The organism is Xanthomonas citri pv. mangiferaeindicae (genome assembly GCA_002240395.1).
Taxonomy (GTDB): Bacteria; Pseudomonadota; Gammaproteobacteria; order Xanthomonadales; family Xanthomonadaceae; genus Luteimonas; species Luteimonas citri_A.
Window position 1 is genome coordinate 1,688,255 of record CP016836.1, and the last position, 11,946, is coordinate 1,700,200.

Consider the following 11,946-nt stretch of genomic DNA (forward strand, 5'->3'; position numbering starts at 1 on the left):
CGCGCCGTCCCGGCATCGCACCTTGTGAGGGTGAGGCGATGCGACATGGTCTGTGGGCTCTTCTGCTGGTTCTGGCGGCGCTGCCTGCCGCGGCGCAGGACACTTGGCTGCTCTCCATCGACCGCTGGGGCAATGCCGAACACAAGCTGCTGACCCTGCAGTCGTCCGGCCCCGAGGTGTCCGGCGATCTGGATGGCTGGCGCGTGCGCGGCGCGCGGCACGGCATGCACCTCAACGTCTCTGCCATCGACAGCCACGATGTGGCGTATCGCTTCGAGGCGGAGGTGTCCGGCGATCGGCTGACGGGGTGGGCGGATTATCCCGATACCAGCAACCAGGGCCCGCGCGTGCGGCATGCCGTCACCGGGTTGCGGCTGGCGCTGCCGTCGGGCCCGCCCACGCGCCGGGTGTACGAGCCGACGGGCTACGCGAATGCCTTCGATGCCGCGCGCGCCCCGGTGCTGGTGATCCAGCCAGGTGATGTGGTGGCGACCCGCACGGTCGATTCGGGCGGCGTGGACGCCGACGGCAAGGTGGTGGCGCTGTATGGCAATCCGCACACCGGCCCGTTCTTCGTCGCGGGCGCGAAAGCCGGGGACGTGCTGGCGGTGCGCATCGTGCGGCTGCGGCTCAATCGCGACACCGCCGACAGCCTGGATGGACTGACGCCACGGGCGACGTCGCTCGGCATCGCATCGCGCACGGCCGGGCTCGGCCAGCGGGTGCGCTGGCGTCTGGATCGCGAGGCGGGCACGGCGCGCCTGGACGATCCGCCTGAGCGCCTGCGGTCCTACGTCGTGCCGGTCAAGCCGATGCTCGGCGGCTTGGCGGTCGCTCCGGATTTCGGATTCGGCGCGCCGTCCACCGGCGATACCGGCCGCTGGGGCGGTAACATGGACTTCAACCGGATCGTCGAAGGCGCGACGGTCTACTTGCCGGTCTACCAGCCGGGCGCCCTGCTGTATCTGGGCGATGGCCATGCCTTGCAGGGTGATGGCGAGACGACGCAATGGGCCCTGGAGACGTCGCTCGATGTCGAGTTCAGTGTCGAAGTGTTGCCGGGCCGCGCGTTGGCGGCGCCTCGGGTGGAGGATGCGACGCACATCAGTGTGATCGGGCAGGCGTCGTCTCTGGACGAGGCCGTCCGCGCGGCCACGGCGGCCATGATCCAGTGGCTGGCGCAGGACTATGGGCTGGATGTGTCCGAGGCGTCGATGGTGTTGGGCACGGCGGCGGAGTTGCGCGTGGTCACGTTGGCCGGCCGGAACGCAGGCATCGCCCTGAGCCTGGAGAAGGCACGCCTGACCGGCCTGGAGAAAGAAGCGCAGGGCAACGACGTGCGTTAGCGACCGCACGCGGCGCGTGCGCCCGGGACAGGCGGGTGCGCGGTTGACGGGCCGTCAGCGCGCAATCCAGTATCGGCCGGCCGTCGATCGAGAGCGTCCGCGTTGATGAAGCACGCGCCACCGGGTTACGACTGCCCGTTCTGCGGCATCGCCAACACGCTGCCGTCGCCCGCATTGGCGTCGGCGGTCGTGTTGGTGGATGCACACGTGTTCGCGCTCGTGCCGACACATCACTACGCCGGGATCCAGGGCAATTGTCTGGTGATCCCGCGCGCGCACTACGAGAACGTGCTGGATATGCCGGACGCCCTGGGCGTCGACGTCTTCCGCGCCACGCGCCGGCTGGCCACCGCGATGCGCAGCGCCTTCGGCTGCGAGGGCATCTCGACGCGCCAGCACAACGGGCCGGCCGGCAATCAGGATGTGTGGCATTACCACCTGCATGTCTTTCCGCGTTACACGAACGACGGATTGCACGCAGGGCCGAAAGCCCGTTAAACGCCCGAGGCGCGCATCGCGCTGGCCGCGCATCTGCGGGCGGCGTTGCCGTGACGTCGCCCCGTAATCCGCATGATCGTGAGGATTCCATGCAAACTTCGGCGTGCTGCGAAGGAATCCTCACGAACATGAGGATTCTGAACTGGCCGCCTTGCTTGCAATGGCCTCGGATGAGGGCCGACGGGGCCAATGGCAGTGTTGGTCGGGCGCCAACATAGAAGCGCCGGACAAGCCCGGCGCTTCGTCATTCAGTCCGTAGCGGCGCTCAGCGCACCGCGAACTCCCGCGTCTCCACCACCGTGCCGTCCAGCAGCACTTCGAGCTTGTAGGTGCCGGTGGGCCAGCCGTCGGGGTGCTGGATGTCGAATGCGATGACGTCGGGGCCGGCCACGATGTCGGTGTCGGTGTTGCGGACCAGTTGGCCTTCGCCGTAGGTCCAGCGCGCGGTGAGCTTGGCGGCGCTCTCGCCGTCGACGCCGACCGAGGCGTAGATGGTGTCGGTCGGCGCGAACTCCGAGGCCGGCGCGGCGACGCGGTTGTCGCCGTCGACGGCATTGCCCAGTTCGACGCTGGTCACGCGCGCGGGCGCCGGCGGCTCGGGCGCGGCCGGGGCCTCGGGGGCCGGGGCCTGGGGCGCGGGGACGACGGGGGCGGGCGCGTCGCGGTTGCAGGCGGCGAGCAGCACGGTGCTCAGCATCGCGACGGTCATGGCGGCGGGAACGACGGGACGGGTCATGGGCACTCCGGTAAAGGGAAGGGCGCGGGCCGTGCTTCAGTCCGCGGGCAGCTGCAGCACCTGACCGGGCTGGATGCGGTCGGGGTCGTCGAGCACGTCGCGGTTGGCGGCGTAGATCTCCTGCCAGCGGCTGGCGCGGCCGTAGACCTGTTCGGCGATGGTCGACAGCGTATCGCCCTTGCGCACGACATGGGTGCGCACGGGTGCGGGCGCGCCGGCCTGGGCGTCGTCGTCGGCCGCGCTGCGCACGCCGCCGGTGACGCGGGAGAAGTCGGGGGCATCGTGGCCCGGGGGCCTGGACGGGGACATCGCGGCAGCCTCCAAGGGCGGGAGGCCGTCAGCCTCCCATCTGCCGCGTTAAGAATCCATCGCGCGCCGGGGCTACTGGCGGGCGTCGCGCAGCCTCGTCGGCGGGGCGAGGCCGGGGGTCGCGCGCCAGGGGTTGATGTCCAGGCCGCCGCGGCGGGTGTAGCGCGCTTCGACCGACAGCTCGAGCGGGGCGCAGCGGGCGACGAGGTCCACGAAGATCCGCTCCACGCATTGCTCGTGGAACTCGGCGTGGTCGCGGAACGAGACCAGGTAGCGCAGCAGCGCGTCGCGGGCGATGCGCGGGCCGCGGTAGGCGATGTGCAGGCTGGCCCAGTCGGGCTGGCCGGTGACCGGGCAGTTGGACTTGAGCAGCGCGGAGGTCAGCCGTTCCTCGACGATCTCGCTGGCGTCTGCGTGCAGCAGCGCGGCATCGGGCGGGCCGTAGTGGGCGATCTCGATGTCCAGGACGTCGATCGAGGTGCCCTGCGCGGCGTCGTCCGCCATCGGCGGCAGGCCGAAGGCGACCGTGACCTCGGCGCCGGCGGCCTGCGACAGGTCGGCGGCGATGCGCGCACGCACCGCTTCGGGGGTGTCGAAGCGGGTGTGGTTGAGCGAGTTGAGGTAGAGCTTGAGCGACTTGGATTCCACCAGCTGCGGCGAGGCGGCCGGGACCAGCACGGTCGCGGTGGCGACCACGGGCTTGCCGCGGGCGTCGAGCCAGCTCAGTTCGTAGGCGTGCCAGCGGTCGTGGCCGGCGAACGGCAGCGCGTCGCCCAGGCCGATCTCGCGGCGGCCGAGGGTGCGTGCGATCGGGAACAGCAGGCCCGGGTCGTAGTGGCGCGGATAGGCGACCTCACGGCCGAGCGGGATGGGCGGCGCGGCCGCGGCGGGGACATCGGACATGCGCCGATTCTACCGCCGTGGGCCGCGCCGGCCGGCGCGGCGTTCAATGGCGCGTGGGTTCGCTGCGCAGTTGCAGCACCTGGCGGCCGTCGCCGTAGGCCGACGGGGCGTGCGCGACGACGATGCGTTCGTCGTCGCTTTCGCCCAGGGTGTCGCCGTCGTCGATGACCGGGCCGTGCTCGAGCAGGTAGGCGCAGATGCCGGTCAGCCGGTCGAAGACGTCTTCGGCGCTGTCGTCGGTCTCGGGAATCTCGATGTCCATCAGCCCGAGCATGTCCATCCCTAAGGTGTGGCCGGTCATGGTGCCGTCGGGGCGCGCGCCGATGTTGAACGCGATCCAGGCGAGCGGCATCGGTTCGGGCAGCTGGGCCATCGCCAGTTCGCGAAACAGTGCCGGCAGCACGACGTGGTTGGCGCTGCCGAAGTAGACCGCGCGCACGGTGTCGAGCAGGGCGGTCGCCGAGGCCAGCACGCGGCTGAGCAGGGCAGCGCGGCCGAGGGCGTCGAGCGTGGGCGCCGCGCCTTCGGGCGGGAACTCCATGACCGTGACGATGGTGTGCGCGGCGTAGTCCTCTGGCGCGGGCTCGGCGTTGGGCCACAGCCGGCTGTGGGCGGTGATCTGCGCGATGTCGTCGCCGATCGGGGCGGCGATGGGCATCAGCAGGATCGACACATCGCCGTAGTCGATGCTCAGCGGGCCGTCGGGCATGTCGAAATCGCGCGGTTCGGCACGCAGGCGTTCGGCGTCGAGGTCGGGCCAGTCGGCGCGCATCTGCGCGACCAGCGCTTCGGCGGTCAGGGCGGGGTCGGGCCGGTCCTGCAGCAGCATGGCCAGGCTGGCGGTCATGCGCCGGCCTCCGCGTCGCCGTGCAGATAATCCAGGCTGACCTGCAGCAGGGCGCGCAGGCCCAGGTCGAGCGCGGATTCGTCGAGGTCGAACTCCGGCGAGTGGTTGCTCGGCGCGCGCATCGGGTCCTGGCCCTTGGGCGTGGCGCCGACGAAGAAGAACAGGCCGGGCACCTCGCGGGCGTAGTAGGAGAAGTCCTCGGCGCCCATCGTCAGCGACGGGTCGACGACGTTGTCGGCGCCGGCCACGGCCTGCAGGCTGGGCAGCAGGCGCGCGGTCAGCGCGGGGTCGTTGGCGGTGACCGGGTTGCCATCTTCGGCCGGGATGCGGGTCTGGACGGTGGCGCCGTGCGCGGCGGCCACGTGGGTGGCCACGTTCTGCAGGTCGGCGAAGATCGCCTTGCGCACGTCCTCGTCGAAGGTGCGGATGGTGCCGACCAGTTCGACCTTGTCGGGAATGATGTTGTAGCGGATGCCGCCGTCGATCGCGCCGAACGAGACCACCGCCGGCAGTGTGGAGATGTTGGTGCGGCGGCTGACGATGGTCTGCGCGGTGCCGATGAGGTCAGCCGCCGCGACGATCGGGTCGATGCCGCCCCAGGGCCGTGAGCCGTGGGTCTGGCGGCCGATCACGTCGATCGAGAAGCGGTCGGAGGCCGCCATCAGCGGGCCGCCGCGCACGCCGATCTGGCCGGCCTGCAGGGTCGAGAACACGTGCAGCCCGAACACCGCGTCGGGGCGGAAGTCGCGGAAGATGCCCTCGGCCAGCATCATCGAAGCGCCGCCTTCTTCGCCCTCCGGCGCGCCTTCCTCGGCGGGCTGGAACACGAACAGCACTTCGCCGGGCAGCTCGTCGCGCATCGCCACCAGCGCCTGGGCCACGCCCATCAGGATCGCGGTGTGGGCATCGTGGCCGCAGGCGTGCATGACGCCGGTGGTCTGGCCGCGGTACTCGGCGGTCGCGGTCGAGGCGAACGGCAGGCCGGTGCGCTCGGTCACCGGCAGCGCGTCCATATCGGCGCGCAGCGCGATGCGCGGGCCGGGCCGGCCGCCCTTGAGTACGGCGGTCACGCCGGTGTGGGCGACGCCGGTCTTGGGATCGAGGCCGAGGCTGCGCAGGTGGGCGGCGACCTTGGCCGCGGTGCGGGTCTCGCGGTTGCCGAGCTCGGGATGCTGGTGGATGTCGCGCCGCCAGTCGACGACGCTGGCCTGCAAGGTCGACGCGGCGCGCGCGACCTCGGGGCGTTGCGCGGTCTGCGCGTGGGCGGCGACGGACAGGACGGTACAGGCGCACAGCAGCGCAGCGGCAAGACGCGTCATGGACAGGCTCTTTCGAAAATGGAATCCCGATCCTAGGCGATTTCGCGGCGCCATCGCTCGATCGCAGGCGCAGGCGCCGCCGAGGCGGCGGCCGCCCGGGCGCACTCGCGCTCGCTCAGCCGCCGGCGGTGCCGTCGAGCAGATCCAGTGTCGTGCGCAGCAACGCGCGCACGCCGACCTGCAAGGCGGCTTCGTCGGGCGCGTAGTGCGGCGAATGGTTGATCGGCATCGTCGTCGGGTCCTGGCCCTGCGGCGTGGTGCCGACGAAGAAGTACGCGCCGGGCACGACATTGGCGAACTGCGAGAAGTCCTCGGCAATGGTGACCAGCGGCATCTCGACGACGTTGTCGTCGCCCACGGTCGCCTGTAGCGCGGGCAGCACGCGGCGCGCGAGGTCGGGGTCGTTGACGGTCGCCGGGGCGTTGTTGACGACCGTCAGTTCGGCGGTCGCGCCGGCAGCGTGGGCGTAGTCGGTGGCGATGCGCTCGAAGCGGGCGATCACATCTTCGCGCACCGCCGTGTCGTAGGTCCGCAGCGTGCCGACCAGCCGGGCATCGTCGGGAATGATGTTGAAGCGCACGCCGCTCTGGAACTGGCCGGCGGTGAGCACCACCGGCGCGTTCACGGTGTTGACCTGGCGGGCGAGCATGCTCTGGGTCGCCAGCAGCACCTGGGCGCCGACGGTGATCGGGTCGACGCCGTCCCAGGGGCGCGAGCCGTGGGTCTGCTTGCCGGTGATCGTCAGCGCCCATTCGTCGGCGCTGGCGAGCGAGGGGCCGCTGCGGAATCCGATCTGGCCGGTGTGCAGGCCGGCCCAGACGTGCAGGCCGAGGATTGCATCGGGCTTGCCGCCGGCGAACGCGCCCTCGTCGAGCATGCGCTGGGCGCCGAAGGTCTCGCCCGGCTCCGGCGGGCCTTCCTCGGCGGGTTGGAACACGAACACGACTTCGCCGGCGAGCTGGTCGCGGTGTTCGGCCAGTGCCTGCGCCACGCCCAGCAGGATCGCCACGTGCATGTCGTGGCCGCAGGCGTGCATGACGCCGAGCTCCTGGCCGCGGTAGGTGGCGCGCGCGGTCGAGGCGAACGGCAGACCGGTCTGCTCGGTCACCGGCAGCGCGTCCATGTCGGCGCGCAGTGCGATGCGCGGGCCGGGCCGGGCGCCCTTGAGCACGGCGACCACGCCGGTCGGGCCGATGCCGGTGCGCGGCGTCAGGCCCAGGCGGCGCAGGTGGTCGGCGACGACCTGGGCGGTGCGCGTCTCCTGATTGCCCAGCTCGGGATGCTGGTGCAGGTCGCGGCGCCATGCGACCAGCCGGTCCTGCAACGCGGCCGCGGCCTGGGCCGGGTCGAGGCCGTCCTGCGCGTGGGCGGGCCCGGTGGCGGCGAACAGGCAGGCGAGCAGGGGGACGACGAGGCGAGGACGCATGGCGGGACCTTCGGGGCAGGGGCCCCGATGCTAGGGAAATTCAGGAGGCGTTGCTCGGGATGCCAGCGCCCGGACACCGCGGGCGACACGTCACGAAAACTATCGTCTGAAGATCGCAAGAGCGACTTTTGCGCATGTCCGCATCGCGCACACTTCGGTCCGCAATCTGCGGGAGGGCCGATGCGCAGCAAACTGTTCGTGCCGGGCGTGCGTCCGGACCTGTTCGAGAAGGCCTGGGCTGGCCCCGCCGATGCGGTGTCGTTCGACCTGGAGGACGCGGTGGCGCTGTCGCGCAAGGCCGAGGCCCGCGCCGCGGTCGCTGCGTTTCTCGGCGAACACGCCCTGCGCGACCCGGCCCGTGCGGCCTCGGCGCCGCTGGCGATCGTGCGGGTCAATGCGCCCGACACCGCCGACTTCGAGGCGGATCTGTCCGCGTTGCTGCCGGTGTCCCCGGACCTGATCAACCTGCCCAAGATCGACTCGGCCCAGGCGCTGTGCGCGGCGGTCGCGCGCATCGAGGCGCAGGAAGCGGCGTTGCCGGCCGATCCGGCGCGGCGCGCGCCGGCGCTGCTGGTGAACATCGAGACGCCGCGCGCGCTGCGCAATGCGGCCGAGATCGCCGGCGCGCATCCGCGCGTGGCCGGGCTGCAATTGGGGCTGGGCGATCTGTTCGAGCCGGCGGGGATCCGGCGGGATGTGGCGGCGCACGTGCAGGCGGTGATGCTGCAGGTGGCGCTGGCCGCGGGTGAGGCGGGGGTGTTCGCCTGCGATGGCGCCTACGCCGATTTCCACGACGATGCGGGTTTCGAGCACGAGGCGACAATGGCGCAGCAGTTGGGGTTCATTGGCAAGAGCTGCATCCATCCGCGGCAGGTGCCGTTGGCGCACGCGGTGTTCTCGGTCGACGCCCAGGCGCAGGCCGATGCGCGTCGGATCGTCGATGCCGCGGACGCGGCGCGTGCGCAGGGCTTGGCGGTCTGCGTGGTCGAGGGCCGCATGATCGATGCGCCATATCTCAAGCGTGCCGAGCGCGTGCTGGCCCAGGTGGAACGCGATGCGGCGCGCTGACCGCGTGGGCCGGCGTCCCGGGCTGCTGGCGGTGCTGCTGGCGCTGCTGGCTGCGTTCGCCGTGCTGCCGGCGCAGGCCGAGAGCCTGGCCTCGGTCGATGCGACGCCGCTGGCGGCGTTGCCCGAAGGCGCACGTGTGCAGGCGCTGCTGACGCTTGGGGAGCGTCCGCTGGCGATCGCGGGCCAACGCGCGTGGCGCTTGGACGGCGAAGGTGCGGACGGTCGCTGGCAGGCCATGGCCTTGCCGGCTGGGGTCTCGGTGACGCGCCTGCAGGCGGCGACGCCCGACGGCGCCGGGACGCATCTGTTGCTGGGCGATGGGGGCATGGCACAGGAGGCGGCGACGCTGGCGTTGGTGTCGGGGGCACTGGTCGTGCAGCCGTTGCCGGCGTTGCCCGAGCCGATCGCCCATGCCCGCCTGGCGGTGCTGGCCGGGGTGCTGTACGCCGCCGGCCTGGACGCGGACGGTCGGGCGCGGTTCTACGCGCTGTCGCGCACCACGCCCGGTGCCGGCTGGATCGCGCAGGCGCCGTGGCCGCATGGCAGCGCGCCGTCGTCGCTGGTGGCGCAGAAGTTCGCGCTGTATCTGACCGCGGTCGACGGCCGCATCCGGCAATGGACGCCCGCCGAAGGCTGGCAGGACCGCGGCACGCTGCCAGGCGCGGTGGTGGATGGTTCCGCCCAGCCGATCGGCCAGGCGCATGTGCTCTATCTGTTGCGGCCGGCGCCGGGCGCGCAGCCGGCGCTGCAGACCTTCCACACCATCACCGGGTCCTGGGCGGTGTTGCCGGCCACGCTCGACGGCGAGGCGCGCCTGGCCACCGGCTGGCGCAGCGGTCTGGTCTGGGCCTCGGCCGACGGCGGCCTGCACGCGGCGCAACTGCGCTCGGGCAAGCACCTGCTGCACTGGCTGGATTGGGTGGTGATCGTGGTCTACCTGGTCGCGATGCTCGGCATCGGCGGCTACTTCTATCTCAAGGATCAGACCGCGTCGGAGTCGGACTTTTTCATGGGCGGGCGCAGCATTCCGTTCTGGGTGGCCGGCGTGAGCCTGTATGCGACCAACACCAGTTCGATCAGCTTCATCGCGATCCCGGCCAAGGCCTACGAGACCAACTGGCAGTACCTGACCAACAATCTCATCGCGGTGCTGGGCCTGATGTTCGTCGCGGTGTGGATCGTGCCGTTGCTGCGCCGGCTGGATCTGATGTCGGTGTTCTCGTATCTGGAGACGCGTTTCCATCCGGCGATCCGGATGCTGGCCAGCGCGCTGGCGATCGCGATGCAGGTCGGCAGCCGCTTGAGCGTGATCCTGTTCCTGCCGGCGCTGGCGATCGCGACGATCACCGGCATCCCGGTGGTGTGGAGCATCATGATCATGGGCGTGTTCACGATCATCTACACCGCGATGGGCGGCATGCGCGCGGTGGTGTGGACGGATTTCGTCCAGGTGTTCGTGAAGATGGGCGGCGCGATCTTCGCGATCGGCTTCATCCTGGTGTCGCTGGGCAGCGACCTGGACACGGTGCGCGAAGCGGTCGCGATCGAGCACAAGACCAAGCTGCTGGATTTCAGCTTCGACCTGACCAAGGCCACCGTCTGGGGCTTCATTTTCCTGGTCGTGTTCGACGTGGTGCTGACCTTCCCCAAGGACCAGGTGCTGATGCAGCGCACGCTGGCGACCAGTTCGGACAAGGAGGCGGGCCGCTCGATCTGGGTGTTCGCCGCGATCATGATTCCCGGCGGCTTCGTGTTCTACAGCATCGGCACCGCGCTGTGGATGTACTACCGGCAGAACCCCGAGCGGCTCGACCCGCTGCTGCCGATCGATGCGACCTTCCCGTTGTTCATTGCCGCCGAGCTGCCGGTCGGCGTGACCGGGTTGATCATCGCTGGCATCTTCGCTGCGGCGATGTCGACGTTGTCGAGCATCATCAACAGCGTCGCCACGCTGCTGTCGGTGGACTTCTATTCGCGGCTGGCCAAGGCGCCGACCGAGAAGGGCAGCGTGCGCTTCGCCGAGTGGATGACGGTGGTGGTCGGGCTGACCGGCATGGGCCTGGCGCTGGTGCTCTCGCGCTACGACATCCATTCGCTGTTCGACGTATCGATCGAGCTGGCCGGCCTGCTCGGCGGCGGCTTCGCCGGCGCCTACACGCTGGGCATGTTCACCAAACGGGCGAACTCGCCGGGGGTGGCGATCGGCATCGGCGGCAGCATCGCGCTGACCCTGCTGGCCTGGTCGTTCAACCTGGTGCACCCGTACTTCTACCTCGGCATCTCGATCATGCTGTGCATCGTGATTGGCTACGTGGCCAGCCTGTTCTTCGCCCCGCCCGCACGGTCGCTCGAGGGGCTGACCATCCATACCCGCAAGGCCGACGCCTGAACCGGCCCGTGGCGGCCGGCGCCCAGGCCCTTCGGCAGGGGCGCAGGCGGCCGCCGCGCGGGTAGGCTGGCGCGTCGCCGCCGGCGTCCCCCCAGGACCGCGCCCTTGGATACCCAGTTCCTCAACACCTTCGTGCACGTGGTCGACCGCGGGTCGATGGCCGCCGCGGCGCGCTACCTCAACATCACCCCGGCCGCGGTCGCCCAGCAGATCCGCACGCTCGAGCGCGAGCTGGGCGCGCCGTTGATCGCGCGCGCCGGGCGCACGGTCTGCGTGACCGAGCCCGGGGCGCGGATCCTGCAGCGTGCCCGCGACCTGCTGCGCGACGTGGCCGACCTGCGCAGCGTCGCCAACGACCGCGCGCTGTCGGGCGAGCTGCGCCTGGGTGCCTGCCCGACCGCGCTGGCCGGGATGCTGCCCGATGTGCTGGCGCGCATGGTCAACGTGCTGCCGCAGATCAACGTCTTCATCAAACCGGGCTATTCGGCTGAGCTCTACGCCGATGTCGAGCGCGGCGACCTGGACGCGGCGATCGTGCTGCAGGCGCCGTTCGCGCTGCCCAAGACCTGCGACTGGGAAGTCCTGCGCGAGGAACCGCTGATCGTGCTCGCGCCGCAGCACCTGGCCCATCGCGACCCGCATGCGTTGCTGGCCGAGGAACCGCTGATCCGCTACGACCGCCACCAGTGGGGCGGCCGTCAGGCCGACGACTATCTGCGCCGGGTCGGGATCGTGCCGCGCGAACGCTTCGAGCTCAACGCGCTCAACGCGATCGCGGTCATGGTCGACCGCGGCCTGGGCGTGTCGCTGGTGCCCGACTGGCAGCAGCCGTGGCCGGCCGGGCTGCGGCTGGCGCGGCTGCCCTTGCCCGAACCGGCCGAGCCCCGGCGCATCGGCATCGTGTGGTCGACCGCCAGTGTGCGCAGCCGGCTGGTCGCCGCGCTGCGCGAGCAGTGCCGCACCGCCGCCCGGGCACCGACGCGCGAAGAGGGCGCGGTCTCGGAGTGAAAGAAATGTTGCGGCGCAACAAATATTTGCTTGCCTCGTAAGCAATAAAAACTTCGGTTTGAACATACGTTCAGGCGGTGCATCGCGGTTGCGCGGA

At 70.9% G+C, this 11,946-nt stretch carries 11 protein-coding genes; 5 read left to right on the forward strand and 6 right to left on the reverse strand.

The window, feature by feature from the left end:
• The first annotated feature begins 38 nt into the window (after nucleotides 1–38).
• Both BEN78_07300 and BEN78_07305 read left to right on the forward strand, forming a co-directional pair.
• Entirely contained in the window at nucleotides 39–1,346 is a 1,308-nt protein-coding gene (locus BEN78_07300; protein ASR43213.1) for an acetamidase, read from the forward strand.
• A 189-nt stretch (nucleotides 1,347–1,535) separates the two neighbouring features.
• Nucleotides 1,536–1,844: a cell-cycle regulation protein gene (locus tag BEN78_07305; protein ASR44987.1), complete on the forward strand. Its 309-nt coding sequence runs from the start codon at nucleotides 1,536–1,538 to the stop codon at nucleotides 1,842–1,844.
• Nucleotides 1,845–2,109: 265 nt separating this feature from the next.
• Here BEN78_07305 and BEN78_07310 read toward each other — a convergent pair whose 3' ends face one another.
• From BEN78_07310 to BEN78_07335, 6 genes are all read right to left on the reverse strand, one after another.
• The gene (locus BEN78_07310; GenBank protein ID ASR43214.1) at nucleotides 2,110–2,586 is read right to left on the reverse strand and encodes a hypothetical protein; all 477 of its coding nucleotides are present in this window, start codon (nucleotides 2,584–2,586) and stop codon (nucleotides 2,110–2,112) included.
• Nucleotides 2,587–2,616: 30 nt separating this feature from the next.
• Nucleotides 2,617–2,889: a hypothetical protein gene (locus BEN78_07315; protein ID ASR43215.1), complete on the reverse strand. Its 273-nt coding sequence runs from the start codon at nucleotides 2,887–2,889 to the stop codon at nucleotides 2,617–2,619.
• A gap of 72 nt (nucleotides 2,890–2,961) precedes the next feature.
• Nucleotides 2,962–3,792, reverse strand: coding sequence for an NADPH-dependent 7-cyano-7-deazaguanine reductase QueF (locus tag BEN78_07320; GenBank protein ASR43216.1), 831 nt, complete (start codon nucleotides 3,790–3,792; stop codon nucleotides 2,962–2,964).
• A gap of 43 nt (nucleotides 3,793–3,835) precedes the next feature.
• Nucleotides 3,836–4,639, reverse strand: coding sequence for a hypothetical protein (locus BEN78_07325; GenBank protein ID ASR43217.1), 804 nt, complete (start codon nucleotides 4,637–4,639; stop codon nucleotides 3,836–3,838).
• The gene (locus BEN78_07330) at nucleotides 4,636–5,958 is read right to left on the reverse strand and encodes an N-acyl-L-amino acid amidohydrolase (protein ASR43218.1); all 1,323 of its coding nucleotides are present in this window, start codon (nucleotides 5,956–5,958) and stop codon (nucleotides 4,636–4,638) included. Before BEN78_07330 ends, BEN78_07325 begins: the two co-directional genes overlap by 4 nt.
• Nucleotides 5,959–6,073: 115 nt before the next feature.
• Entirely contained in the window at nucleotides 6,074–7,384 is a 1,311-nt protein-coding gene (locus tag BEN78_07335; protein ASR43219.1) for an N-acyl-L-amino acid amidohydrolase, read from the reverse strand.
• Nucleotides 7,385–7,564: 180 nt separating this feature from the next.
• On the opposite strand from BEN78_07335, the gene BEN78_07340 reads away from it, so the two are divergent.
• The 3 genes from BEN78_07340 to BEN78_07350 all read left to right on the forward strand — a co-directional run bounded on the left by BEN78_07340 (nucleotide 7,565) and on the right by BEN78_07350 (nucleotide 11,849).
• A complete protein-coding gene (locus BEN78_07340; protein ASR43220.1) occupies nucleotides 7,565–8,452 on the forward strand; it encodes a citryl-CoA lyase in 888 nt (295 codons plus the stop codon).
• Complete coding sequence (locus BEN78_07345; GenBank protein ID ASR43221.1) at nucleotides 8,439–10,841, forward strand: sodium:solute symporter; 2,403 nt, start codon at nucleotides 8,439–8,441, stop codon at nucleotides 10,839–10,841. The genes BEN78_07340 and BEN78_07345 overlap by 14 nt, the downstream gene beginning before the upstream one ends.
• A gap of 105 nt (nucleotides 10,842–10,946) precedes the next feature.
• The gene (locus BEN78_07350; protein ASR43222.1) at nucleotides 10,947–11,849 is read left to right on the forward strand and encodes a LysR family transcriptional regulator; all 903 of its coding nucleotides are present in this window, start codon (nucleotides 10,947–10,949) and stop codon (nucleotides 11,847–11,849) included.
• The last annotated feature ends 97 nt before the right edge of the window (nucleotides 11,850–11,946 follow it).

Bases quoted from the DNA above. Each gene is read 5' to 3' on its own strand.
- BEN78_07320 (ASR43216.1), bottom strand. From the start codon at position 3,792: ATGTCCGATGTCCCCGCCGCGGCCGCGCCGCCCATCCCGCTCGGCCGT.
- BEN78_07315 (ASR43215.1), bottom strand. From the start codon at position 2,889: ATGTCCCCGTCCAGGCCCCCGGGCCACGATGCCCCCGACTTCTCCCGC.
- BEN78_07340 (ASR43220.1), top strand. From the start codon at position 7,565: ATGCGCAGCAAACTGTTCGTGCCGGGCGTGCGTCCGGACCTGTTCGAG.
- BEN78_07335 (ASR43219.1), bottom strand. From the start codon at position 7,384: ATGCGTCCTCGCCTCGTCGTCCCCCTGCTCGCCTGCCTGTTCGCCGCC.
- BEN78_07325 (ASR43217.1), bottom strand. From the start codon at position 4,639: ATGACCGCCAGCCTGGCCATGCTGCTGCAGGACCGGCCCGACCCCGCC.
- BEN78_07345 (ASR43221.1), top strand. From the start codon at position 8,439: ATGCGGCGCGCTGACCGCGTGGGCCGGCGTCCCGGGCTGCTGGCGGTG.
- BEN78_07300 (ASR43213.1), top strand. From the start codon at position 39: ATGCGACATGGTCTGTGGGCTCTTCTGCTGGTTCTGGCGGCGCTGCCT.
- BEN78_07330 (ASR43218.1), bottom strand. From the start codon at position 5,958: ATGACGCGTCTTGCCGCTGCGCTGCTGTGCGCCTGTACCGTCCTGTCC.